Source organism: Paenibacillus rhizosphaerae (assembly GCF_014192015.1).
GTDB classification, from domain to species: domain Bacteria; phylum Bacillota; class Bacilli; order Paenibacillales; family Paenibacillaceae; genus Paenibacillus_AQ; species Paenibacillus_AQ rhizosphaerae.
Map to the genome: position 1 here is coordinate 1 of NZ_JACHXJ010000008.1, position 22,080 is coordinate 22,080.

24 protein-coding genes and 1 pseudogene are annotated in these 22,080 nt (G+C 54.9%); 18 read left to right on the plus strand and 7 right to left on the minus strand.

Annotation, left to right across the window (positions count from 1 at the left end; all coding sequences use genetic code 11):
• Nucleotides 1–81: 81 nt before the first annotated feature.
• Nucleotides 82–171: pseudogene (locus tag FHS19_RS35835) on the plus strand (helix-turn-helix domain-containing protein); the annotation flags it as partial.
• Nucleotides 172–322: 151 nt separating this feature from the next.
• Here the strand turns inward: FHS19_RS35835 and FHS19_RS31705 are convergent.
• Nucleotides 323–697, minus strand: coding sequence for a hypothetical protein (locus FHS19_RS31705; protein WP_145029211.1), 375 nt, complete (start codon nucleotides 695–697; stop codon nucleotides 323–325).
• Nucleotides 698–937: 240 nt separating this feature from the next.
• On the opposite strand from FHS19_RS31705, the gene FHS19_RS31710 reads away from it, so the two are divergent.
• Nucleotides 938–1,738 (plus strand): GNAT family N-acetyltransferase, encoded by an 801-nt coding sequence (locus tag FHS19_RS31710; RefSeq protein ID WP_183587064.1) that lies wholly within the window; start codon nucleotides 938–940, stop codon nucleotides 1,736–1,738.
• Nucleotides 1,739–1,925: 187 nt separating this feature from the next.
• Here the strand turns inward: FHS19_RS31710 and FHS19_RS31715 are convergent, their stop codons facing one another.
• Nucleotides 1,926–2,150 (minus strand): DUF6199 family natural product biosynthesis protein, encoded by a 225-nt coding sequence (locus FHS19_RS31715; RefSeq protein WP_183587066.1) that lies wholly within the window; start codon nucleotides 2,148–2,150, stop codon nucleotides 1,926–1,928.
• A 174-nt stretch (nucleotides 2,151–2,324) separates the two neighbouring features.
• On the opposite strand from FHS19_RS31715, the gene FHS19_RS31720 reads away from it, so the two are divergent.
• Nucleotides 2,325–2,993: a DUF899 domain-containing protein gene (locus tag FHS19_RS31720; protein ID WP_183587068.1), complete on the plus strand. Its 669-nt coding sequence runs from the start codon at nucleotides 2,325–2,327 to the stop codon at nucleotides 2,991–2,993.
• A gap of 205 nt (nucleotides 2,994–3,198) precedes the next feature.
• Here the strand turns inward: FHS19_RS31720 and FHS19_RS31725 are convergent, their stop codons facing one another.
• A complete protein-coding gene (locus FHS19_RS31725; RefSeq protein ID WP_183587070.1) occupies nucleotides 3,199–3,660 on the minus strand; it encodes a DinB family protein in 462 nt (153 codons plus the stop codon).
• 272 nt (nucleotides 3,661–3,932) lie between these two features.
• On the opposite strand from FHS19_RS31725, the gene gpmA reads away from it, so the two are divergent.
• The 3 genes from gpmA (at nucleotide 3,933) to FHS19_RS31740 (ending at nucleotide 6,250) form a co-directional block, all read left to right on the plus strand.
• Nucleotides 3,933–4,682, plus strand: a complete 750-nt coding sequence (gene gpmA, locus FHS19_RS31730) for a 2,3-diphosphoglycerate-dependent phosphoglycerate mutase (protein WP_183587072.1) — start codon at nucleotides 3,933–3,935, stop codon at nucleotides 4,680–4,682.
• A gap of 159 nt (nucleotides 4,683–4,841) precedes the next feature.
• Nucleotides 4,842–5,192 carry a DUF1904 family protein gene (locus tag FHS19_RS31735; RefSeq protein WP_089548421.1) on the plus strand — a complete coding sequence of 117 codons (351 nt, stop codon included), beginning with the start codon at nucleotides 4,842–4,844 and terminating at the stop codon, nucleotides 5,190–5,192.
• A gap of 128 nt (nucleotides 5,193–5,320) precedes the next feature.
• Nucleotides 5,321–6,250 carry a manganese-dependent inorganic pyrophosphatase gene (locus FHS19_RS31740; RefSeq protein ID WP_183587074.1) on the plus strand — a complete coding sequence of 310 codons (930 nt, stop codon included), beginning with the start codon at nucleotides 5,321–5,323 and terminating at the stop codon, nucleotides 6,248–6,250.
• Nucleotides 6,251–6,408: 158 nt separating this feature from the next.
• Here the strand turns inward: FHS19_RS31740 and FHS19_RS31745 are convergent, their stop codons facing one another.
• A complete protein-coding gene (locus tag FHS19_RS31745; RefSeq protein WP_183587075.1) occupies nucleotides 6,409–6,591 on the minus strand; it encodes a hypothetical protein in 183 nt (60 codons plus the stop codon).
• Nucleotides 6,592–6,848: 257 nt separating this feature from the next.
• Here FHS19_RS31745 and FHS19_RS31750 point away from each other — a divergent pair, with 257 nt between their 5' ends.
• The 3 genes from FHS19_RS31750 (at nucleotide 6,849) to FHS19_RS31760 (ending at nucleotide 9,308) form a co-directional block, all read left to right on the plus strand.
• On the plus strand, nucleotides 6,849–7,385 hold the full coding sequence (locus FHS19_RS31750; protein WP_183587076.1) for a GNAT family N-acetyltransferase: 537 nt from the start codon (nucleotides 6,849–6,851) through the stop codon (nucleotides 7,383–7,385).
• A gap of 158 nt (nucleotides 7,386–7,543) precedes the next feature.
• The gene (locus FHS19_RS31755; RefSeq protein WP_183587077.1) at nucleotides 7,544–8,299 is read left to right on the plus strand and encodes a class I SAM-dependent methyltransferase; all 756 of its coding nucleotides are present in this window, start codon (nucleotides 7,544–7,546) and stop codon (nucleotides 8,297–8,299) included.
• Between the two features lie 19 nt (nucleotides 8,300–8,318).
• The gene (locus tag FHS19_RS31760; protein ID WP_183587078.1) at nucleotides 8,319–9,308 is read left to right on the plus strand and encodes an MBL fold metallo-hydrolase; all 990 of its coding nucleotides are present in this window, start codon (nucleotides 8,319–8,321) and stop codon (nucleotides 9,306–9,308) included.
• 156 nt (nucleotides 9,309–9,464) lie between these two features.
• On the opposite strand, the gene FHS19_RS31765 is transcribed toward FHS19_RS31760, so the two are convergent.
• The gene (locus FHS19_RS31765; RefSeq protein WP_183587079.1) at nucleotides 9,465–10,043 is read right to left on the minus strand and encodes a phosphatidylglycerophosphatase A family protein; all 579 of its coding nucleotides are present in this window, start codon (nucleotides 10,041–10,043) and stop codon (nucleotides 9,465–9,467) included.
• 225 nt (nucleotides 10,044–10,268) lie between these two features.
• Here FHS19_RS31765 and FHS19_RS31770 point away from each other — a divergent pair, with 225 nt between their 5' ends.
• From FHS19_RS31770 to FHS19_RS31785, 4 genes are all read left to right on the plus strand, one after another.
• On the plus strand, nucleotides 10,269–11,339 hold the full coding sequence (locus FHS19_RS31770) for a GerMN domain-containing protein (RefSeq protein ID WP_183587080.1): 1,071 nt from the start codon (nucleotides 10,269–10,271) through the stop codon (nucleotides 11,337–11,339).
• An 83-nt stretch (nucleotides 11,340–11,422) separates the two neighbouring features.
• Nucleotides 11,423–12,184 (plus strand): ribonuclease PH, encoded by a 762-nt coding sequence (gene rph, locus FHS19_RS31775; protein ID WP_281382617.1) that lies wholly within the window; start codon nucleotides 11,423–11,425, stop codon nucleotides 12,182–12,184.
• Nucleotide 12,185: 1 nt separating this feature from the next.
• Nucleotides 12,186–12,812: an XTP/dITP diphosphatase gene (locus tag FHS19_RS31780; protein ID WP_183587082.1), complete on the plus strand. Its 627-nt coding sequence runs from the start codon at nucleotides 12,186–12,188 to the stop codon at nucleotides 12,810–12,812.
• Nucleotides 12,813–13,048: 236 nt separating this feature from the next.
• Nucleotides 13,049–13,918, plus strand: a complete 870-nt coding sequence (locus FHS19_RS31785) for an endonuclease/exonuclease/phosphatase family protein (RefSeq protein WP_312887396.1) — start codon at nucleotides 13,049–13,051, stop codon at nucleotides 13,916–13,918.
• Nucleotides 13,919–14,099: 181 nt separating this feature from the next.
• Here the strand turns inward: FHS19_RS31785 and FHS19_RS31790 are convergent, their stop codons facing one another.
• Nucleotides 14,100–15,305 (minus strand): SLC45 family MFS transporter, encoded by a 1,206-nt coding sequence (locus tag FHS19_RS31790; RefSeq protein ID WP_183587084.1) that lies wholly within the window; start codon nucleotides 15,303–15,305, stop codon nucleotides 14,100–14,102.
• A 171-nt stretch (nucleotides 15,306–15,476) separates the two neighbouring features.
• On the opposite strand from FHS19_RS31790, the gene fucU reads away from it, so the two are divergent.
• On the plus strand, nucleotides 15,477–15,905 hold the full coding sequence (gene fucU, locus FHS19_RS31795) for an L-fucose mutarotase (RefSeq protein WP_076174215.1): 429 nt from the start codon (nucleotides 15,477–15,479) through the stop codon (nucleotides 15,903–15,905).
• Nucleotides 15,906–16,030: 125 nt separating this feature from the next.
• On the opposite strand, the gene FHS19_RS31800 is transcribed toward fucU, so the two are convergent.
• Complete coding sequence (locus FHS19_RS31800; RefSeq protein ID WP_183587086.1) at nucleotides 16,031–16,936, minus strand: serine hydrolase domain-containing protein; 906 nt, start codon at nucleotides 16,934–16,936, stop codon at nucleotides 16,031–16,033.
• 549 nt (nucleotides 16,937–17,485) lie between these two features.
• Between FHS19_RS31800 and FHS19_RS31805 the strand changes: the two genes are divergently transcribed.
• Genes FHS19_RS31805 through FHS19_RS31820 form a run of 4 tightly spaced genes read left to right on the plus strand, consistent with a single transcriptional unit; the run spans nucleotide 17,486 to nucleotide 21,798 of the window.
• On the plus strand, nucleotides 17,486–18,250 hold the full coding sequence (locus FHS19_RS31805; RefSeq protein ID WP_183587088.1) for an alpha/beta hydrolase: 765 nt from the start codon (nucleotides 17,486–17,488) through the stop codon (nucleotides 18,248–18,250).
• Between the two features lie 14 nt (nucleotides 18,251–18,264).
• Nucleotides 18,265–19,224 carry an ABC transporter permease gene (locus tag FHS19_RS31810; protein WP_076174221.1) on the plus strand — a complete coding sequence of 320 codons (960 nt, stop codon included), beginning with the start codon at nucleotides 18,265–18,267 and terminating at the stop codon, nucleotides 19,222–19,224.
• Nucleotides 19,225–19,242: 18 nt separating this feature from the next.
• On the plus strand, nucleotides 19,243–20,145 hold the full coding sequence (locus FHS19_RS31815) for a carbohydrate ABC transporter permease (protein ID WP_183587090.1): 903 nt from the start codon (nucleotides 19,243–19,245) through the stop codon (nucleotides 20,143–20,145).
• 54 nt (nucleotides 20,146–20,199) lie between these two features.
• Complete coding sequence (locus FHS19_RS31820) at nucleotides 20,200–21,798, plus strand: type 2 periplasmic-binding domain-containing protein (protein ID WP_183587092.1); 1,599 nt, start codon at nucleotides 20,200–20,202, stop codon at nucleotides 21,796–21,798.
• Nucleotides 21,799–22,080: the final 282 nt, after the last annotated feature.

Here is a 22,080-nt window from a genome sequence, read left to right on the forward strand (position 1 = left end):
GCAAATGGTCAAGCGGATCGACGTGAACAAAGACGGAGAAACTCACGTACAGACATATATTTAGTCATGCGTGCTTGAAAACACGTTACGAATGTGATGCAAAAGTTAAACGTCAAAGGCCGTTCTCAGGCCGTTGTCGAGCTGATCAAGCTTGGGGAATTAAAAATCTGATCGAAGCCTCTCTTGCGACCTTGGCCTTCTGCAGGATGTCTTCCTTGACGGGAAGGCATGCGGGAGGTTCTTTATTTTGTTCACTTTCCATCTTATGCACGGATTTCGTTACATGAGAAAGGGTACCCTGTCGGGCACCCTTAGCAGATGGTTACTGTCTGATGATAAGAATGTCCTGAGGCGGTCTGCCGGTGCTTTGGATTTGGGAAATTTCGGCGTTCGTCAGGTTGCGTCCAACGAGGATGAAAGAAGACGTGACGTTGTTAAAGTTGAAATTGCCCAGGTTGGCTACATTTTGACTGCCGCGGAACACGCGGAAAGATCCCTGGAAATTAATCCGTGAGAACAAAACAAGCGTCACTTGATTGCTCTGCACCGTGTTTCTGAGCCGGAAGCTGGAGAGGACATTGTCGAAGCGGAAAGCTCCAAGGTCGCGGACCGCAACTCCACCGCGTCTGAACAAAATTCTGCGGCCCGTAAAATTAATGCCGGACCAAAGGGCAAGACGTACATCGCTGTTTGCCAAATATATCACTCCTTTTCTTAAGATTGATATATTCTATGCCGGCTTCACCAATTGGTATCGGACAGATGATAGCGTGCAAAAGTTTGATTTTTCATAGATTCATATTTTGTGGGCTCGTGGGGAGCGGGAAGGCCCAGCTAAGGAAAAAAATGCTATACCCAAACTTTATCGCTTCTTCAAAGTGAAGGCATGAGATAATGAGCGAGGCCATACCAAAACCATTTTTTGGAGGAATACATATTGTCAAACTCTACGATTCGCCGTTTTGGCAAGGAGGATTTTCCGGCGGCCGCGGCGCTGCTGAGCCTGATCTGGTCGGAATCCGTCACCGCCAAGCAGCTGCAGGACGAAGAGGAGAGCATTCCGCCGGGCCAGCTCCATTACGACGAAGAGGGGCGGCTGATGGGCTGGGACCGCCCGAAATGGGTCGCGGTGAGCGGGGAAGGAGAGGTCATCGGTTACGCCATCGCCTGGCGTGCGCCTTGGAACGAACCCGGCAATCTCCACGTCACCCTTGTCGTTCGTCCGGATGAGCGCGGCCGTGGAGCCGGCAGGGCACTGTCCCGGGAAGTACGCGAGTGGGCGGGTCAGGTTAAGGCTTCCCGTCTCGTTTGTTATATGAGGGAGAATGATGTGGAATCGCTGGTGTTTGCGGAGCGCCGGGGCTACCTGGTGGAACGTCACACCTTTGAATCCGTGCTGGACTTGTCGTCTTTTACCGATCAAGCTTTGCTGCCATGCATCCGCAGCGCCGAGGCAACCGGCATCTCGTTCGTGACGCTGAAGGGCGAGCCCGGCGAGGCACAGGAGCGGAAGCTTCATGAGCTGTACAAGATCACCCATCAGGACATTCCGGGATACAACGAGGATTTCCCCTGGTTTGAGGAATGGAGGAAATGGAGCATTAACCTGCCCGGCGTGCGGCCGGAGTATGTTCATATCGCCAAGGACGGGGACCGCTATGTCGGCGTCGTGACCCTGCAGCAGAACGAACAGACCCAGGCGATGTACCACCAGTTTAGGTGTGCTGCCCGAGTATAGGGGCCGGCGGATCGGGCTGGCGCTGAAGCTTCTAGCCATACAAACCGCACGCACTGCCGGTGCGCCGTATCTGCGAACCCACAACGATTCGCTGAACGGTCCCATGCTTCGCATCAACCGCGATCTGCTGGGGTTTCAGGCGGTTCCCGGAAACTTCAAAATGGTCTGTTCTCTGGATAAGGAACGGTCATAAAAACAGCAGCATAAACAACCCGATCACGATAAAAATCGAGCCGAGCACGATCGCAAGGAAGCCGCGGACCTGTTGGAGTTCCAGGTAGGACTCGCTGGGCTCCGCTTCTTCTTCCGTCTTCCAGCTTTCATTGATCCGCCATCCCATTCCCGGGTTCCGGCGGGTCATGATGCCGCCGCCTATCAGGATCAGCCCTAAAATGACCAGAACGAGGTCCATATCCATCAGCTCCTTTCTATATAGAACGTCTAAATGGAGCATGTCGTTCCAGAACATAAGAAATATGCAGCTTCATATCATTTTCCGCAATTCATAAGAAATCCCGGGAAATTAAACATGTTAGGATAAGGGCAGAATCAACGAATCCTTGAAATAACTTGGAGGAGGATAACCGTGGATACGAAAAACACAGCATTTCCGCAAATCGTTTCGGAGGAAGAGTGGATGGACGCGCGCGATAAGCTGCTCGTCAAAGAGAAGGAGCTTACCCGTGCGCTGGATGCGCTGGCCGCAGAGCGCCGCAGGCTGCCGATGGTACGGATCGGCAAAGATTATATTTTCGAGGGACCGGACGGTACAGTGCCGCTGCTTGAACTTTTCGAAGGACGCCGCCAGCTCATGGTGTACCACTTCATGATGGCTCCGGGCGCTAGTCAAGGCTGCACAGGCTGCTCCTCTTTTGTCGACAACATTGGTCACCTTGCCCACTTGAACGCCCGGGATACGACCTTTATTCTGGTCTCGCCCGCGCCCCTGTCACAGATCCAGCCGTTCAAAGACCGGATGGGCTGGCGTGTGCCCTGGTTCTCTTCGAACGGGAACAGATTCAACAATGACATGGGAGCTGGGGACGGATTTGGCTTGAGCGTCTTCCTACGCGATGGAGATGAGGTGTTCCGCACCTATTTCACGGCCTCACGCGGCGTCGACCGGATCCGCGCGGACTTCAACTTGCTCGACCTGACACCGTTTGGCCGCCAGGAAACCTGGGAAGATTCGCCTGAAGGATGGCCGCAAACCCAGCCTTACATCTGGTGGCGCCTCCATGACGACTACCGTTAATCCGTTTTGACGATACGCGATGCCGCTCTGCATTGGTTATTCACCAATGCTCCGTTTCGTGGCGACAGCGGAGGGATTCCACGCGTACCCATCCCGAACACGAAGTTACCTTCCGTCGGCTTCTAACCGATAAAATAAGGCAGCCCCTTCTCTTTCCCCGATTCGGAAGAGAAGGGGCTGCCTTGTGCTGTCTGCTGAGCCGATATCAGACCAGCTTCTTCAGCATCGCGTTGATCATGCCGGCATGCGATGCCTCGTGGCTGATGTTCATGACCAGCAGCTCGTCGATCGTCTCGGCTTTGGCAAAGTTGTCCGCTTTGGCCACAGGCTGATTTAGGTCGTCACCGAGCTGCTCTTGGAAGAAGCGAACCTGCTCGGTGAGCTGCGAGATCAGGGTATCCCACGCCGGTGCCTCGCCCTGCCAGTCCGCCGGTTTCGTCCCGGAAGCGAAATAAGGACGGTATTCGGCCGGAATGACGCCATCCTTGCCGCTGTACTGGAGCACGAGCACGTCGGATATGACCAGCAAATGCCCGAGATGCCAGTGGATATTGTTGTTGAATCCCTCGGGGACGATGTCCCGCTTGGATTCGGGCAGCGCAGATACCTTGTTGATGATGCCCATACGCACGCGTTCAATTTGGCCGAACAAATAAGGACTTCTCATATTGTACCTCCGTCGTTCTCCGATTATGATGTAACAGTAGTTATTGTAAATCTGCAAGGCTTGTCAGGCAACCCGCCGAACGTCCCGCTTCTACCAAACGACCCCTGTAGGGCACAGGGGATCCGCAAACAAGAGACCTGCCAGAGAAGGCCGCTCGTCCGCAGCCAGCATGCAAGCTGATTGGAATGAAATGAAAAAGTTTAAAAAATGCTTATCGGTTAAAAGCTATACCGGTAGCTTGTGACGAGTAAGGCAGTAAAGGAGTGTGCACCATGTACAAGGTGGTTCTGGTCAGACATGGGGAAAGCGAGTGGAACCGTGAAAACCGGTTCACCGGCTGGACGGACGTCGATTTGACGGACAAAGGGGTCCAGGAAGCGATCAAGGCCGGGCACCTGCTGCAGGACGTTCCCTACGAGATCGATATCGCATATACGTCCGTATTAAAGAGGGCGATCAAAACGCTGAATTATATTTTGGACGTCAACGACCTGTTATGGATTCCGATCCGCAAATCGTGGAAGCTGAACGAGCGGCATTACGGCGCGCTCCAGGGACTAAATAAAGAGGAGACGGCGAAGAAATACGGTGCGGAGCAGGTCATGCTGTGGCGCCGGAGCTTCGACGTGCCCCCGCTGCAGATTACGGCCGACGATGACCGCTACCCTCCTAAGGACAAGCGCTACGGCAACTTGACGAAACAGGAGATCCCGCTGGGAGAAAGCCTGAAGGATACGATCGCGCGCGTGCTCCCTTACTGGGAAGCGGAGATCGTGCCGCAGATCAAGGCGGGTAAGAAAGTGCTCGTCGTCGCGCACGGGAACAGCCTGCGGGCCTTGATGAAGGTGCTGGAAAATATCAGCGACGAGGATATCGTGGATTTGAACATCCCGACCGCAGTGCCGATTCTGTACGAACTGGACGACGATCTGAAGCCGCTGAACCGCCATTTTCTGGGGACACCGGAGCGCGTGCAGGAGAAAATCGACGTCGTCGCCAACCCGTCGAAAATTATGGAATAGAAGTGTAAGGCTTCGGATTCGGCACCAGCAGTAACCATTGGCATAAAGGAGTGATCTCTTGGGGAGGTGACTCCTTTGCCGTTTTTATGGTAGGTTAGTAATGCCGATAGTTTTAGATCGGGCACAGCTTTAGAAAGAAAGAGAAAGAAGGGAACGGCTTTGCCTTTTGTCAGATTTACAGGTTTTGAAAAGAATGTGGTGGAGACCGCCGCACCGGCCATTATCGAATGCATTTCGGGAATCGCCAACATTCCGGAAGAAATCGTCAAAATTGAGCTTTTACATGTGGAAAAAATCACAAACAGTCCCCGGTCCGTGGAAATTTTCATGTTCCCGCGCGAGGAAGAGAAGCATCATGCGATTGCCGAGAACATCAACCGGATCCTGGAGAACCTCGGATGCCCGCATACCCATATTTTCTATGTGCTGCTGAATCCGTCGCTGTATTATAAAGAGGGCCAGCCGCTGAAGCGGATACCGGCCAAGACACCTCCCGAAATCAGGCTGTAACAAAGCGCTCAGGAATAAATCTCTGTAAAGGAATTGGAATATAGCCCAATTACCGCTATAATCGTATGTAGATTACGGCATGAACCAAGTCTTCATTTATTCCAATCGATAAAGGAGCAGTTGAAACCATGGCAAAAACATTGATTTTCGGGCACAAAAACCCGGACACGGACACGATCACATCGGCGATCGTATACTCTTACCTCAAGAATAAGCTCGGCCACAATACGGAGCCGGTACGTTTGGGCGCCGTCAACGGGGAAACGCAGTTTGCACTGGATTATTTCAAAGCCGAGGCCCCTCGCCAAGTGGAAACCGTGGCTAACGAAGCTAGCGAGGTTATTCTCGTTGACCATAATGAGCGCCAGCAGAGCGCGAGCGACATCGATCAGGTGCGTGTGAGCGAGGTTATCGACCACCACCGCATCGCGAATTTCGAGACAAGCCATCCGCTGTACTACCGCGCTGAGCCTGTAGGCTGCACGGCAACGATCCTGAACAAATTGTTCAAGGAAAAAGGCGTTGAAGTTACGCCGCAAATCGCCGGACTGATGGTATCCGCGATCGTATCCGACACGCTCCTGCTGAAATCCCCGACCTGCACCGAGGAAGACGTAGCCGCTGTCCGCGAGCTCGCCGACATCGCCGGAGTCAACCTGGAGCAATACGGACTGGACATGCTTAAAGCGGGTGCGGATGTCAGCAGCAAGACGATTGCCGAGCTGATCTCCCTGGACGCCAAAGAATTCCAAATGGGCAGCAGCAAAGTGGAAATCGCCCAAGTGAACACCGTGGACCCTAACGACGTCCTGAACCGTCAGGCTGAACTGGAGGACGCCCTGAACGCGATCATCAGCGAGAAAGGTCTGGATCTGTTCGTATTTGTCGTAACGGATATTCTGAACAACGATTCCGTGGCGCTGGCCCTCGGCAAATCCGCTGCTGCGGTAGAAACGGCTTATAACGTGAAGCTTGAGAACAATACGGCTGTATTGAAGGGCGTTGTGTCGCGTAAATCGCAAATCGTTCCGGTGCTGACCGAAACGCTGAGCAAATAATGACATTGAACGGCTGAACAAAAAGCAGGCTGCTTCCTTGACATTGGGGGACGGCCTGCCTTTTCTTTTTTTAACCGAAATTCAAAAAACCTGTTCATCGCTGAACAGGTCTGTAGGATTAGCTTCTGTGTATCTGGGAGAAGGGATTGTGTTGCCAGTTAAGCTTCTTCGTCGTCTTCTTCATCTTCGGCTTCTTCGTCTTCGTCCTCATCCGCCTCTTCTACGAATTCGGATTCTTCCTCGTCTTCCGCCTCATCATCTTCTTCTTCGATGTCGTCGATTTGCTCTTCCTGTTCTGCTTCTTCGTCAGCCATCAAGATGTCCAGTTCCAAATGCTCCATATCTAATCCCTCCAATTTTTAAAACACTATGAATTAGTGCATTTTCACTATATCACTACTCAGGTGAAAGGTTTGTCGCAATATGGGCTCGTTTCCGCATTATTTTCCGCTATATTTCGGCAAAGGATGGCGGCTGTGGCCGCACCCGAATAATTAGGGACGGGACTTTTTATTGCAGGGGATCGACACCGGAGGGGTGGATGGATTAATCTGGATTCAATTCATTTTATATTCGGTTCAAGGGAGGAGACCTGTAGATGAGGCTGGAGACGAACAGGCTGGTTATTCGCGAGTTTACGCCGGAAGACTGGGAGAGTGTACACCGGTACGCATCAGATCCCGAAGTCACCCGTTATACCCTTTGGGGTCCCAATACTGAGGAAGAAACGAAGGATTATGTCGCTGGCATGATGGCCATGCAGCAGAAAGAGCCCAGGACTCATTACGAGTGGGCGGTGACCCGCAAAACGGACGGAGAGCTGATCGGCGGCTGTGGAATCAACGTCTCGGGCTCGAACGGAGAAATCGGCTACTGCTTCCATGCGGATCATTGGGGCCAAGGGTACGCTTCCGAATGCGCCAAAGCGATGCTGGAATTCGGCTTCCATCAGCTCGGAGTGCACCGGATTTACGCGACCTGCCGTCCGGAAAATATCGGATCCGAGCGGGTCATGCAGAAGATCGGCATGCAAAAGGAAGGGTATCTCCGTGAGCATATGCCGACGAACAAAGGAGGCTTCGCGAATTCCTGGCTGTACTCGATCCTGGCGCATGAATATGTGCCTGAGTCGTAAGCCGGACCGGTCCTATATCCGTCACATTCATACAATCCCGTGGCGCGTCGAATCCTATACCACATACGGCAGGCACAGGCTGCCGCAGGCTGGTTTCAATCGTCCCTTTTGAATGTAATGATGAATGGAACGACTCACACAGGAGGATGACGCAGAGGATGAGGGATTGGTATGAAAAAAGCTTTGGGGAGGATTACCTCCTGGTATATAAGCACCGGGACATTGAAGGGGCAGCCCGGGAGGTAAAGACGATGATCTCCTGGCTGGACCTGCCGCCAGGGGCGCAGGTGCTCGACTTGTGCTGCGGAACAGGCAGGCATTCCCTCGCACTGGTGGATGCTGGCTACCGCGTCACCGGGGTGGATCTCTCCGACGTGCTGCTGCGGGAAGCCCGGAAGCTGGACACGAAGGAGCGGGTGGAATGGCGGCAGGCCGATATGCGGGAGCTCCCGCTGGAAGGCGGGTTTGACGCGGTCGTCAATCTGTTTACTTCGTTCGGGTACTTCCGCGAGGACGGCGAGCAGCTCAAGGTGCTCCGGGAGATTCTCCGGATGCTGAAGCCCGGAGGCTGGTTTATTATCGATTTCATGAACTCCCCTCATGTCCGGAGCCACCTGGTTCCGGAATCGGAACGGGAGGAGGAGGGGCAGCGGATCGTGGAGAAGCGCCGAATCGACGGAGATTTTGTAATCAAGGACATCTCCATTTCGGATATGCACGACACCAAGGGCACAAGGGAGTATCATGAGCGGGTGAAGCTGTATACGCGTCCCCGGCTGGAGGCAATGCTGCAAGAGGCCGGGCTCATGACAGACGAAGTGTACGGCGGCTATAATGAAGAAGTGGAATACGACGAGGCCCGCTCACAGCGGATGATTTTCGTGGGTCGGCGCCCGCTGGAAGAAAAAGCATAAAAGAAAGAAGGACGGGGCATTGAAGATACCCGAGATTACGCAATATGAAGACGGCATCATCCAGATAAAGATTGCGATGTCGTACCCTTTGCGCTGGGTAAACAGCTATCTGCTGCGGGGGCCTTCAGGCGGGGTTACGGTGATCGATCCGGGACCGCGGACTACGGAGAATGAAGCTGCCTGGGACAAGGTATTGGATGAACTGGGCATCCCTTTCGGGAATATGGAGTCGGTCGTGCTTACGCACCATCATCCCGATCATTTGGGATTGTCAGGGTGGTTCCAGGAAAAGGCGGGCTGCCCGGTCCGGATGTCCGTGCGGGCGGCGGAGGAAATGCAGCGGATGTGGGGCGAGGCATCCACGATGAATGACGACCTGCCGCTATTGTTCCGGCGGCATGGCATGCCCGAGGCGTGGACAAGCCAGCTCCCCGCCCATTTGGAGAGCTTCTTCCCGCAGGTGGAGCCGCTGCCTTCGGCGCTGCCGCTGACCGAAGGGGAACCGCTGGAGATGGGCGGGCGGCGATGGATGCCCATCGAAACGTGGGGACATGCACCCGGCCATATGTCGCTGCTGCATGAGGAGAGCGGGGTCATGCTGTGCGGAGATGCGGTGCTGCCGCAGATCTCCCCGAACGTCAGCCTGCTGCCCGGAAGCGATCCCGAGCCGCTGCATTCGTTTCTGAACGGGCTCAGGAAGCTGCAGGGCTTTCAGGTAAAACGGGCCTATCCGGGGCACCGGAATCCGTTTGACCATGTTGAGGCCCGGCTTGAAGCGCTCCTGCAGCACCATGAAGAGCGGCTGGTCCGGGTGCTGGGACGGATTCAGGCAGGGCCGGCGACCGGCTTTGAGCTGTGCGCCGACCTGTTCGGCACCGCGCTCGGCATTCACCAGATGCGCTTCGCCATGTGCGAGACACTGGCGCATACGCAGGAGCTGGAGCGGCGCGGCCAGGTCAAGCAGGTGCCGGGCGATGACGGCATCATTCGATATGAGGCCGTTATATAGCGGCAGGAAGAGCGGGAAGGACGGCCAAGAGGCCGTCCTTGTTTGCGTTCGGGGCATTGCATCCGCCCGGCTTCGTACCATCTGTGTTATTTTCCTCGCCAAATGACAAGAGGAGGGCTGACGAATCAGCCCTCTCCCGATATGAAGATGATGTTTTTAGTGATCTTCGGGAAGCTGAACCTCATCCGGCTCGTCGCCCGTTTCCTTCTCCGCCTGCTTGCCGTGCGCGATCCGGCTGCTGGCCGCCGCGGCGACCGCGCCGACAATATCGTCCAGGAACGTATGGGTTTCCCCGGTGCTCTTGTCATTCAGGCGCTCCAGCACGCCGGGTTTGAGCTTATCGATATACCCGTAATTCGTAAAGCCGATGCTGCCGTATACGTTCACGATGGAAAAGGCCAGCACTTCGTCGACGCCATATAGACTCTCGTCATTTTCCAGCATGTCCTGCAGCGGGGAGAGCAGCTTGCCCTGCTCGGCCAGCATATCGAGCTGGATGCCGGTCAGTACCGCGTTTTGCACTTCGCGCTTGCTCAGCACTTTCTCCACGTTCAGGATGCATTCTTCCATCGTCAGGTTCGGGTAGTACTTTTTCTGCAGCAGCATGACGAGCTCGGCGATCTCCTCCACCCTCACGCCCCGGTGATGAAGCCATTCCCGCGTCGCTTCGGATACCTTTTTACTGTTTAAGCTGTATGGAATTTTTGCTTGCTTTGCCTCATTTGCTTCACTCATTACGTCACCCCGTCATCCAAGTAGTATGTAACTTCACGCACTTTGATTGTATGTTTTGCAGTATATCTTTGTCCAGTTATGCCCATTTTGACGCATCCTCAAGCAGCAGGGAAGGCGCAGGAACCTGTATAAAATTTAAATATGGACCGGCTGTTATTTTTTCGGAAAGGGGCTCGTATACATGGTAGTACAAACTGTACAAAATGATTAGGAGGAACCAGACTTATGACCAAGCTTAATAAAATTCGCGGCATTTCCGCCGCCGGATTGCTGGCCGTTCCCGTTATTCTGTCCGGCTGCGGTTTGTTCGGAACCCATTCGGCTTCGGAAGACCTTGATGCGCCGCCGAAGGCGGTCGAGGAGCAGATGCTCAATATGTCGGACGGCACTGGCACCACAGGCGCCAAGGCCGAGCTCACAGGCACCCCGACGACCGTCTATTTGGCGGACGGAAACGGAATGCTTGCACCCGTTACCCTCGGTCTGCCGGAAGTGAAGGATAAAACTTCGGTTCAGCTGTCGGTGGAAACGCTCGTTTCCGGCGGAGCTTATGCCAAATATATTCCGGAAGGCTTCACGGGTGTCCTGCCTGCGGGAACCGAGGTCAAGAAGGTCACGGTGGACAAGGATAACAAGCTGGCTGTTGTCGAGTTTAACAGTGCATTCACGAAATACAAAGCGCCGGATGAGCGCAAAATTCTCGAATCGCTGGCCTGGACTCTGACCGGTAATGCGGATGTGCAAAAGGTCCAGCTGTGGGTGGACGGCAAGAAGCTGTCGGAAATGCCGGTTGCGGGCACTCCGCTGGATCAGCCGCTCAGCCGCAGCATGGGCATTAATCTGGAAGTCGGGCAGGGGGCCACGCTGACGAATTCGTCGCCGGTCACCGTTTACTTCTCGGCGGCATCGCCGGCCGGTATCCAGTATTATGTTCCGGTAACGCGGCTTGTCAAACCGGGACAGGACGCGCTGCAGTCGGCACTCGCCGAATTGATCCGCGGTCCGCAGGAAACAGACGGCCTGGAACAAGTCATGACCGACGAAACGCAGCTGCAGTCCGTGAAGAAGGAGAAAGACGGCACGGTAACGGTATCCTTGAAGGAAGACATGTTCGCCGAAGGCGATGCGGTACCGACCGAAATGCTTCAGTCCGTCGTGCTGACGGTGGCGGAAAACGCGGGAAATCCCAAGGTCAAAATCGAGCTGAACGGGGAGTCCAAGGTCGTCGGTACCGACAATCTGGACTACAGCCAGCCGGTCACACGTCCCGACTATATTAACGAAATCCCGCTTTAAGGGCAGCTCAGGGTGTTTTTATCCCTCCATTTTGGTAAAATAAAGGTTGCTTAAACAGGATGCGAACGAAGTAGGAGGCAGAAATGATGAGATCAAACGGACGCAGCAGCCATCAGCTTAGGCCGATGAATTTGACAGTGAACGTAAACAAGTACGCGGAAGGCTCCGTGTTCATTGAAATGGGGGACACCAAAGTCCTTTGCACCGCCACGGTGGACGAGAAGGTTCCTCCTTTTTTGAAAGGACAGGGGAAAGGCTGGGTAACCGCGGAGTATTCGATGCTGCCCCGGGCTACGCAATCCCGCAACCAGCGGGAAGCCGCGCGCGGCAAACTCAGCGGACGTACGATGGAAATTCAGCGGCTGATCGGCAGAGCGCTACGCTCCGTTGTGAATTTGCAGGCGCTGGGCGAGCGGACCATTACGCTGGATTGCGACGTCATTCAAGCAGACGGGGGCACGCGCACGACGTCGATTACCGGCTCGTTCGTGGCGATGGCCATCGCGATCAACAAAATCGCCCAGCAGCATAAGCTGCCGGTGTTTCCGATCACCGACTTCCTGGCTTCGGTCAGTGTCGGGGTGGTCGGCGAGGAGCCGCGGCTCGATCTGAATTATGAGGAAGATTCGAAGGCGAAGGTGGATATGAACCTCGTCATGACCGGCAGCGGCGCGTTCGTCGAGCTGCAGGGAACCGGCGAGGAAAGCCCCTTCACGCGGCAGGAGCTCGATGAGCTCCTGAAGCTTGGGGAGCAGGGCATCCGCGAGCTGATCATCAAGCAGAAGGAAGCCCTTGGCCCGATTGCGCTGATGATCGGCTCAGGACAAGCCGGAAGAGAGGCCTAGCATGATTCCGGCGGGTGATACGATTATTGTGGCGACGAAGAACAAAGGGAAGGTCAAGGAGTTTGAGCATGCCTTCGCCCCGCTGGGCAAACAGGTGAAAAGCATGTTCGACTATCCCGGCATTCCGGATGTAGTGGAGGACGGGAGCACGTTTGCGGAGAACGCGCTGAAGAAAGCCAAAACCGTAGGCGATGCCCTCGGGCTTCCGGTGCTTGCCGACGATTCCGGCTTGTGCGTTGACGAGCTGGAAGGCCGTCCGGGCGTATACTCCGCCCGCTTTGCGGGCGAGCATGCCACGGATGAGCAGAACAACGAGAAGCTGCTGCAAATGCTGGAGGACAAAAAGATGGGCGCGGACGTTCAGGATTCGCTGCTCAGCCCGGCGAGCTTTGTCTGCACGCTGGTGCTGTACGATCCGGCAACGGGCGGCTTCACCGAGGCTTCCGGCTCGGTTCAGGGGTGGATCACCGCCGACCGCGCCGGCTCGGGCGGATTCGGGTACGACCCGCTTTTCTATCTTCCCGATTACGGGAAAACGATGGCGGAACTGACGATGGAGGAAAAGCAGGCGATCAGCCACCGGGGAGCGGCGCTCCGCAGCCTGATGGCCAAGCTGACTCCATCATAAATGTGATTCCGGTAAAGGCTGTTCCCTTGGATCAATCGGATCCAAGGGGGCGGCCTTTTAGCCGTGTCCAGCATTGCGCGTCCCCACACGGGAGTTCCCGCAAAGCAGCATCGATTACATCCAAGCAATGAACCCGCCTGCAGGGGGATTCATGCCTTGGACCCAATTTTGTGATCGCTTTCCGGCGGATTATGGTAGAATGGGCGTGCGCAAACTTTGAGAAATGAGGTGCTGATGTGAGCAACACAGCCAAACCGGAGATCGAGCTCCGGTTCATGTCGTATAACATCAAAAACGACTATGACAAGGAAGGCGAGAACACTTGGGACAGCCGGCGGGACCTGGTTGCCGGAATCGTCCGCTTCCACCGCGCCGACTTGGTCGGCATGCAGGAGGTGCTGCATAACCAGCTTACCGATCTTGAAGAACGTCTGCCGGAGTACGGCTGGATCGGAGCCGGCCGGGAGGACGGGAAGCAGGACGGCGAATACGCCTGCATCTTCTACCTGAAGCAAAGGTTGGAGCCGCAGGAGCATGGACATTTCTGGCTGTCCGAAGAGCCGGAGAAGCCGGGCAAATTGGGCTGGGACGCAGCCTGCACCCGGATGGTGACCTGGTGCCGGTTCCAGGATACATATACGGGAAAAGAATTTATCCATCTGAACACTCATTTTGACCACATCGGCGTGGAGGCGGTCAAGCAGAGCGCGCATTTGATCAAAAGCCGGATCCGGGACATGGTGGAAGAGGGCGCCGCGGTGCTGACCGGGGATTTCAACGTCACCAGCGATTCGGAAGCCTACCGCGTCCTCTGCGGCGAAGAAGAGGGCAGGGCTATGCTGCGTGATGCGGCGGTCAGCGCGGATTACCGGCATTTCGGCCCGGCGTTCACCTTCCAGGGCTTTGACTCCCGGGAAACGGCCGCGCGGCTGTTCCCTGCGTATTTGAACTCGGGCGTGGAGCATGGCCTCGAGTTCGAGAGCGCCATCGATTTTATTTTCGTGACCGGCGGGGTACGGGTGCGCAATTTTGGCGTGATCACCGATCACCGCCAGGGCCAAATGCCGTCCGACCATTTTCCGGTTGTCGCCGACCTGCTGGTATAGCAGGCGTTGGCCATACTAAGGTATTAGGATTTCCTATGTATTAGGATCTCCTAGGGATTAGCACTTGCTGTGTGTTGGCATTTATCAGTCAGGTCATTATATGGTTTCGGCCGCATCAGCAAAAAAACATCCGTTTGGCTTTGTCAGCTGCGGATGTTTTTGCATGGTTGCGCTTCTCTCTTTATCCGTTTAGCGTAGTTTTTCCGGACCCTGCGCCGGCCGTTTTGCCGTCATGGCGAACCATCGTCAGGACCATTAGGGCGATCAGCAGGCTGGCCGACGCGACGACAAACAGGGAGGCATAGCCGAACTGGTCGATGATCAGCCCCAGCAGCGGCGGCGAGGTGATCGCCGCCAGGGAGGACACAAGGTAGTACAGTCCGGTCCGGGTTCCGATGCTGGCTTCGCTTCCGGTCGATACGATGAACGGATAGGAATTAATATTGATGCACGCCCAGAAGATGCCTCCGAGGGCGAGCAGTACGCGGAGCGGTCCCACGGTTCCGATGAACGGCACGGCCGCGAACACGAGAAACAGGCCGGCGACGCCCATCAGAATGATCCGCTTCTTCCCGAATCGGTTGCCGAGCCAGCCGCTTGGGATGGCAAACAGGACGAAGAACAGCGAAAAGAAGGTCAGGGAGAAGGAAGCGGCGCTCTCCTGCAGTCCCATATGATGCTTGCCGTAAAGCGTAAACAACGATTCGACGCCCTGATACCCGACGAACCAGAAAAAGATCGCGATCAGCAGCAGCACCGTCGTCCGGTCCAGCTCGCCGCGCAGCTTGATCCGGCTTCCTTCCTGCGGCGCGGAGGAAGGTGTGGGGCCGCTTCCACGAACGGGTACGAAGCGGTACAGAATCCACAGCGACAGCAGGGTGATGACCGCCGCGGCGATAAACGGGAAGGAGCGGTTCTGGTTGTACAGCAGCGATCCGCCGGCAAACGCGAGAATACCGCCCACGCCGCCCATGAAGTTGATGACGCCGTTGGCTTTGGTCCGCTTCCCTTCCGGCATGATGTCCGGCATGAGTGCGATCGTCGGCGAGCGGTAGAGGCTCATCGCCAGGTTCATCAGCATCATGAACAGGACCAGCGTCAGCAGGCTGGTGTGAAAGGGGATCAGGATGACGAACAGCGCAGCGAGCGGCATCCCGATAAGGAGGTAGGGCATCCGCTTGCCGAAACGGGAGACGGTCCGGTCGCTCCGGTTACCGATCCATGGCTGCAGGAACAGGGCGAAATAGTTGTCGATGGTCATCATGAAGCCGATCCATGCGGCGCTTTTCAGGTACGGATCGAGAAAAAACGGAACAAACGCGTTGTACAGCGCCCAGGTGATGCTGATGCTGAAAAATCCGAAGCCAAGCAGCCAGGTCTTTTTCATGGACGACAAATCCTCCGTTTCGTGTTAGGGGTCATTTTCCACTATTATACAACAGCGGTGTATCCGGGAGCTTCATGCGATTGTAAAATTTATTTTAGGAAGGATATTCCTGCCGCGTGTCGTATTATGTTTCAGGACACCCCAAGTGGGAACATAATAGGAGGTTTTGTCATGTTGAAAGGAATTTCCGCATTGCTGTCTCCTGAGCTGTTGAAAATATTAAGCGAAATGGGGCACGGGGACGAGATCGTATTCGCCGACGGGAATTTCCCTTCCGCCAGTCTGGCTAAGCGGCTGGTTCGGGCGGACGGCCACGGCATTCCCGAACTGCTCCAGGCTGCGCTTGAACTGCTGCCCCTGAACAGGTACGTGGAGTACCCCGTCATGCTGATGCAGGTGGTGCCGGGAGATCCGGTGGAAACGCCGGTGTGGGAAGTATACCGCAAGATCGTGCATGAGACGGAAGGGGAAGACATCAAGTTCACCGAATTGGAACGTTTCGAATTTTATGAACGCGCGAAGAAAGCCTATGCGGTCGTGGCGACCGGAGAGCGTGCGTTGTACGGCAACCTGATTTTGTCCAAAGGGGTCATTTCTTAATGGAATGACAGATACGAAAGATCCAGATTCCTCACCCCCAAGCAAGTAAAAAACGGTGCTCACCTCGTCTAAGAGGAAGCACCGTTTTATTGTATTTTCTGACATGTCACGAAAACGTAACAAGCTTAGAGCTGGGGCATAATATCCGCCCAGACGGCATCGAGAATGCCCTGCATATCATCTTCGTCACTGTTGATGGCGATCACGGCCTCTTTGTCCGGGATGACGACGCAAAACTGTCCGTGCATGCCGTCGGCGCGGTATGCTCCATGCGTGCACAGCCAGAATTGGCCGCCGTAACCCGCGCCCCAGTCCGCCGTTCCCGGCGTATCGATTTGCTTTCGGGTAACCTCGCCGATCCATTCCTCCGGGATCAGCTGGACGCCCCGCCACCGCCCCTTCTGCAGCAGCAGCTGGCCGAACCGGCTCAGCTCTTCGCAGCGGATCCACAGCCCGGTGCAGCCGAGCGTAACGCCGAGCGGTGACGTGTCCCACCGGACATCCCGGATGCCGAGCGGCTCGAACAGCCGTGGCACTAAATAATCGCGCACGCTCTCCCCGACCGCAGCCTGAACCATGGCCGAGATCATAAACGTATCGCCGCTGCTGTACGTGAAGGTCTCTCCGGGCATCCGGTCCAAGGGCAGGGACAAATAGTATTTTGCCCAATCCTTCTCCTGCAGCGTTTCCCGCTCTTCCGCCCAGAGCGGCGGGGCATCATGGCCGGAGGCCATCCGGAGCAGATGACCGAGGGTCAGCTCTCCCGGAGGATAGGGCGAATCGGTCACCAACTTCCCGTAATCCGGAAAAAAATCGTTTAACCGCGCATCCAGCGTCAGCTTTCCTTCGGCAACCGCAAGTCCGACCGCCATGCTTGTAAAGGACTTGCTGACCGAATGCTGAAGCCGGCGGGCGTCGCCATCCCGGTCCCATTGCCCCAGCCGCTGCCCATGTTGCAGTACCCGGACGGATAAGACGTTCAGTTTTCTGCTGTTAATGTCATCGACAAAACTGTCAATTTGAAAAGTCATCGTTATGCCTTCCTTCCGCTTGATCCCAGTGGCTGAAACGGGCTACAGCATATGCCGCTTCCGGTCCCGCCGTCAGGAATCGGATGAATTCTATAGAAACGTTTCCACGTATTATCGTTAATCTTGAGATTATTACAGATTCCTTCCTCATGTCAACCCCATTTTGTAAGCGGTTACCGAGACTCTTTTGGTATAGATTTTGCCGCATTAACGTAAGCAAGATCAGGGATTTGCACAAAAATACAGCTCGCTGGGCCTTTGTAAAAAAGGTTGTTGACAGGTTTAGACAACCGGATTATGATGTTAATCGAAACGATTCGAAAAAATCGCTTTCATCGCTTTTGGCGCTCCTGCAGCATCCACCGATAACGTCTGACAAGGCTGAAATCGGATCGTGGACAGCGGGAATGCGAGGCGATCAGAAGGACCAATGACGGGCCGAAACTGTCCGTTATCGGCTCAGCCGGGCCGGCTTCCCGTAAGGGGGCTGCCGCTGACTAAGGCGGACAACTCGATAGAGCAGTCGAACTGAAGTGAAAGGGGTTACATATGGCGCATTTAACGATCGATACCGGCTCGCCCACGCTGCGGATGACGACCAGCATCCATGTGATCTCTCCGGTCGATACCGGCGTCCCTGCTTCAAGCACGCTGTACCTCCTGCATGGGGCGGGGGATAACGCCAGCACCTGGCATCGCCTGACGACCGTGGAAATGTTTGCGGCGAGGCACAGCTGCACGGTGATCATGCCGGAAGTTGGACGAAGCTATTATACCGACATGGTTTATGGACTGGATTATTTTACCTACATCACAGAGGAGCTCCCTGAGCTGTGCGGACGCCTGCTGCACTTAAATACCGATCCCGACAGCACGTTCGTGGCGGGATTGTCGATGGGCGGCTACGGAGCGCTCAAATGCGCGCTCACCTACCCGGAGCGGTATGCCAAAGCGGTATCTTTCTCGGGCGTGACCGACATCGCCCAGCGTCTCAACGATCCGGCGATGCCGGAAGGGATGCGCAGGGAGATGCAGGCCGTCTTCGGACCGGAGCTTGAGGTGAAGCCGGATCAGGATTTGTATGCGCTGTCCGCGAAATTGATCGACGAGGGCCGAAGGCTGCCGCCGGTGCTGTGCTGCTGCGGTTCGGAAGATCCGTTCGTGGCGATGAACCGGCAGTTTGCCGGCCGCATGGAGCACAGCCCGTTCGATTTCCGGTACGTTGAAGGACCGGGAACGCACGACTGGCTCTTTTGGGAAGAGCATTTGAAGACCGCTTTTGACTTTCTGTTTGAAGACAAGACCCAAGAATAGTGAGGAGATGCCAATTGAAACCCGCAGCCTTAGGGCCGAACAAAAATGCAAAGGAGCGTTCCAAAACCGGTAATCTGTTTACGGAAATTTGGAAGCACCGGATGACGTATACGCTGCTTATTCCCGGCATCATCTGGCTGATCCTGTTTGCTTATCTGCCGATGGGCGGCTTGTCGCTCGCATTTAAGCATTACAAAGCCAACATGGGAATTTGGGGCAGCCCTTGGGTCGGACTGGAGAACTTCAAGTATGTATTCCGCGACCCGACGTTTGCCCAAGCGGTGTGGAGAACACTGTACATCAACATTATCAAGCTGATCATCACCTTCCCGTTCCCGATTCTGCTGGCGCTCCTGCTGAACGAGCTCCGGATGCGGAAGACGAAGAAGCTGTTCCAGACGATTTTTACGTTTCCGCAGTTCCTGTCGTGGATCATTGTCTCGGGGATCGTGATCAACGTCCTTTCCTATGACGGTCTGCTGAACAGCGCACTGCAGCTTCTTGGACTTCCGACGATCAACTTCCTCGGCTCCGAGCCCATGTTCCTACCGATGCTGATTCTGACGGACATTTGGAAATCCACCGGATGGGGGGCCATCATCTTCCTGGCGGCCATTTCGGGGATCGACCAGGACCAATACGAATCGGCGCAGATCGACGGCGCTTCACGGATGCAGCAAATTTTCAAAATTACGCTGCCGAATATTTTGCCGACCGTCACGGTCATGTTCATTCTGAACGTGGGCGGCCTGATGTCCGCCGGCTTCGACCAGATCTTCAACTTGGCGAATGCAGCGACGCAGAATGTGTCCCAAGTGCTCGACGTGTACATTTACCGGATCACATTCCAGTCTTCGACGGACTTCTCGTTCTCGACGGCGGTCAGCTTGTTCCGTTCGCTCGTGAACATGATTCTGTTGCTTGCTGCGGACCGCGTGGCCAAACTCATGGGCGGAGACGGATTGTTCCGTTAGGAAAGGAGTGTTAGAGAGATGAGTACGCATGCTGAGAAACGGCATAAATACCGGGTCGGTAAAATGACGCTTCTCGATTACATCATGTTTATCGTGCTGATTGTGTTGGCTTTAATCATTTTGATTCCGTTCCTGAACGTGATCGCGATCTCCCTCGCCTCACAGAAGGAATATGCCGATAATCCGATGCTGCTGTGGCCGAAGCATCCGACGCTGGATGCCTACCGGGCGCTGTTCGAAGACGGCAGGCTGCTGACGGGCTTCTGGAACACCATTAAAATTCTGGTGGTCGGACTGCCGCTGAGCTTGTTCCTGACGAGCACGATGGCTTACGGCCTCAGCCGCAACAAGTTCCCGGGGAAAAAGATAATCTTCTTCCTCGTCCTGTTCACGATGATCTTTAACGGCGGGATTGTGCCGCTGTACCTGGTCATGAAATCGCTGCACCTCACCGGTTCCCTGTGGTCTGTCATCTTGGTAGGAAGCTTCAGTGCCTTCAATATGATCCTGATGATGAACTACTTCCAGGGCCTGCCGGAGTCCTTGATGGAATCCGCAAGGCTCGACGGGGCGGGCGAATGGCGTATCCTGTTCTCCGTCGTCCTTCCGCTCGCGGCGCCGATTATGGCGACCATTACGCTGTTCTACGGCGTGGCCTTCTGGAACGGATGGTATGATGCGATGATCTTCCTGCGAAAAGCGGAGATGCTTCCGCTGCAAAACGTCCTGCGGACCATTATCGTCGAATCGTCGACAAACGTTTCGAATGCGGCCAGCGTGGACGCCCTGAACAAATCCGGTTTCTCGACGGGAATGAAGATGGCTTCGGTCTTCGTATCGATGGTGCCGATCATGTGCTTCTTCCCGATGCTGCAAAAGCACTTCGCCAAAGGGGTGTTAACAGGGGCTATCAAGACCTGATACCACAATAGATTTTTTAACGAAAAAAATCTGATCAAAAAGAGGGGAAAAAACATGAACACCAAAAAGCTGTTCAAGCCGCTTCTAGCTGTCGCGCTGTCGGCGGCTATGCTGACGGTCACGGCCTGCGGGAAAGATTCGGCATCATCCGGCGGCAACGAAAAAGACGCAGACGGAAGCTACAAGGACAAACTGAAAATTTCCGTCGCGCAGACCACGGAAGTGAAAGACGGTGTGCTCGACAACGAGTTCCACAAGTACTGGATGGACAAATTCAACGTCGAGTGGGATTACAACTACGTGCAGTGGGATTCCTGGCCGGAAAAACTTCGCCTGTGGATCAACTCCGGCGACCTGCCTGACGTGGCCAGCTGGAACTATGTGCACGGCGATTTCATGAACTATGTCGATCAAGGCTTGCTCTACAAATTCCCGGATGACTGGAAAGAGCGCTGGCCGAATGTGGCGGCAGCCTACAAGCTGACCGGCCTCGGCGACAAGCTGGAAGAGCTGACAGGCGGCACTTACATTCTGCCGAAACCGGTGTACTTCCAAAACAAACCGGCCGATCCGCTTGTGAACCAAATCGGCGTCATTGCGATCCGCAAGGATTGGGCTAAAGCCGTCGGGTTTGAATTGAAGGACGCTTATACGACAAGCGAACTGATCCATTATGCGGAACTGGTCAAAGAGAAAGATCCAGGAAAGCTCGGTTCCAAGCTCGTCCCGATGTCTTACACCGCGGATGACGCCTTGACCAACATCATCATGGCCAACAGCGAGCATTCCCGCGTCGAATCGGCTTTCTACAGAGGAGAAGACGGCAAGTTCCATTGGGGACCGGCTGATCCGGAGACGCTGACCGGTCTGAAGCTGATGCAGAAAGCGTACAAAGAAGGCCTGCTCAATCCGGAATTCTATACCTGGAAAAACAACGAGGGCAGCGACAACTTTAGAGTCAAAGGCGTCGCTGCGATGATGTCCCTCGGCGGTCTGGCTTCGTACAGACAAGACATGGACAAGAACATGCAGAAGAACCTGGGCGTAAGCAGCGACGACCTCGTCCATACGGCGATCGTTCTGGGTGACGACGGCAAATACCGCAACCTGGAGCAGCCGAACTTCTGGTCTGCGCTCATCTTCTCGCCAAACATCAGTAAAGAGAAGTTCGAACGCATCATGGATATTATCGATTATTCGACAACCAAAGAAGGACAAATGCTCCTGAACATGGGCTTTGAGGGCAAAGATTGGAAGTACGACGAGAACAAAGAGCCGGTCAGCCTGCTTCCGGAAGGAACGACCCTGGAAGACAAATATCCGGCACGTTTTGAAGGATTGTATATTTTGGGCGACGACTTCAGTATTGTGAACCCTGCCATCAAGAAGGATTACCGCGACCGCGCTGTGGAGCTGTTCAAAGAGAAAGCCAAGCTGGGCAGCGAAGGCGGCAAGCTGGCAACCTACGACTGGGATGTGCAGCTGTACGATTCCAAAGCGAAGAGCCAGGCATCCTTCGATTACCAGAACGAGTATGCCAACCTGATCCTGCAAAGCGGCGATCTGGAAGCAAACTGGAAGAAGTGGGTACAAAGCAAGCAGTCCCTTGTTCAGCCGGTTCTGGATGAACTAAACAGCAAATTTGCCAAGTAACAAATCGTTCTGAAATCAGGATAAGAACTGAGCATGATACGCAGTCCGAGTCTAAGGAACCCGGTGTGCAGCACATTTGATGCAGCCGGGTTCTTCTCTTCCATGGTGGTGCCGGGCCGGGTTTCTTCTATTATATGTAGGCCGGCCTGGCCGCAGGGAGGGGAACAGGTAAGAGTTCTTCTGTAGATTATAGAATGCAAACGTATATCGATAGACGCTTTTCTTCATGAGGAATTTGCACAAAAGATAAGCGCCAAGGACGGGCTTCATCCTTGCTGCCCT

What these genes read in the sequence shown, in the direction of transcription:
- rph (WP_281382617.1), top strand. Translation starts at nt 11,423, where the DNA reads ATGATGAGATCAAACGGACGCAGCAGCCATCAGCTTAGGCCGATGAAT.
- gpmA (WP_183587072.1), top strand. Translation starts at nt 3,933, where the DNA reads ATGTACAAGGTGGTTCTGGTCAGACATGGGGAAAGCGAGTGGAACCGT.
- FHS19_RS31725 (WP_183587070.1), bottom strand. Translation starts at nt 3,660, where the DNA reads ATGAGAAGTCCTTATTTGTTCGGCCAAATTGAACGCGTGCGTATGGGC.
- FHS19_RS31745 (WP_183587075.1), bottom strand. Translation starts at nt 6,591, where the DNA reads ATGGAGCATTTGGAACTGGACATCTTGATGGCTGACGAAGAAGCAGAA.
- FHS19_RS31780 (WP_183587082.1), top strand. Translation starts at nt 12,186, where the DNA reads ATGATTCCGGCGGGTGATACGATTATTGTGGCGACGAAGAACAAAGGG.
- FHS19_RS31800 (WP_183587086.1), bottom strand. Translation starts at nt 16,936, where the DNA reads ATGACTTTTCAAATTGACAGTTTTGTCGATGACATTAACAGCAGAAAA.
- FHS19_RS31715 (WP_183587066.1), bottom strand. Translation starts at nt 2,150, where the DNA reads ATGGACCTCGTTCTGGTCATTTTAGGGCTGATCCTGATAGGCGGCGGC.
- FHS19_RS31815 (WP_183587090.1), top strand. Translation starts at nt 19,243, where the DNA reads ATGAGTACGCATGCTGAGAAACGGCATAAATACCGGGTCGGTAAAATG.
- FHS19_RS31740 (WP_183587074.1), top strand. Translation starts at nt 5,321, where the DNA reads ATGGCAAAAACATTGATTTTCGGGCACAAAAACCCGGACACGGACACG.
- FHS19_RS31755 (WP_183587077.1), top strand. Translation starts at nt 7,544, where the DNA reads ATGAGGGATTGGTATGAAAAAAGCTTTGGGGAGGATTACCTCCTGGTA.
- fucU (WP_076174215.1), top strand. Translation starts at nt 15,477, where the DNA reads ATGTTGAAAGGAATTTCCGCATTGCTGTCTCCTGAGCTGTTGAAAATA.
- FHS19_RS31770 (WP_183587080.1), top strand. Translation starts at nt 10,269, where the DNA reads ATGACCAAGCTTAATAAAATTCGCGGCATTTCCGCCGCCGGATTGCTG.
- FHS19_RS31750 (WP_183587076.1), top strand. Translation starts at nt 6,849, where the DNA reads ATGAGGCTGGAGACGAACAGGCTGGTTATTCGCGAGTTTACGCCGGAA.
- FHS19_RS31765 (WP_183587079.1), bottom strand. Translation starts at nt 10,043, where the DNA reads ATGAGTGAAGCAAATGAGGCAAAGCAAGCAAAAATTCCATACAGCTTA.
- FHS19_RS31805 (WP_183587088.1), top strand. Translation starts at nt 17,486, where the DNA reads ATGGCGCATTTAACGATCGATACCGGCTCGCCCACGCTGCGGATGACG.
- FHS19_RS31790 (WP_183587084.1), bottom strand. Translation starts at nt 15,305, where the DNA reads ATGAAAAAGACCTGGCTGCTTGGCTTCGGATTTTTCAGCATCAGCATC.
- FHS19_RS31820 (WP_183587092.1), top strand. Translation starts at nt 20,200, where the DNA reads ATGAACACCAAAAAGCTGTTCAAGCCGCTTCTAGCTGTCGCGCTGTCG.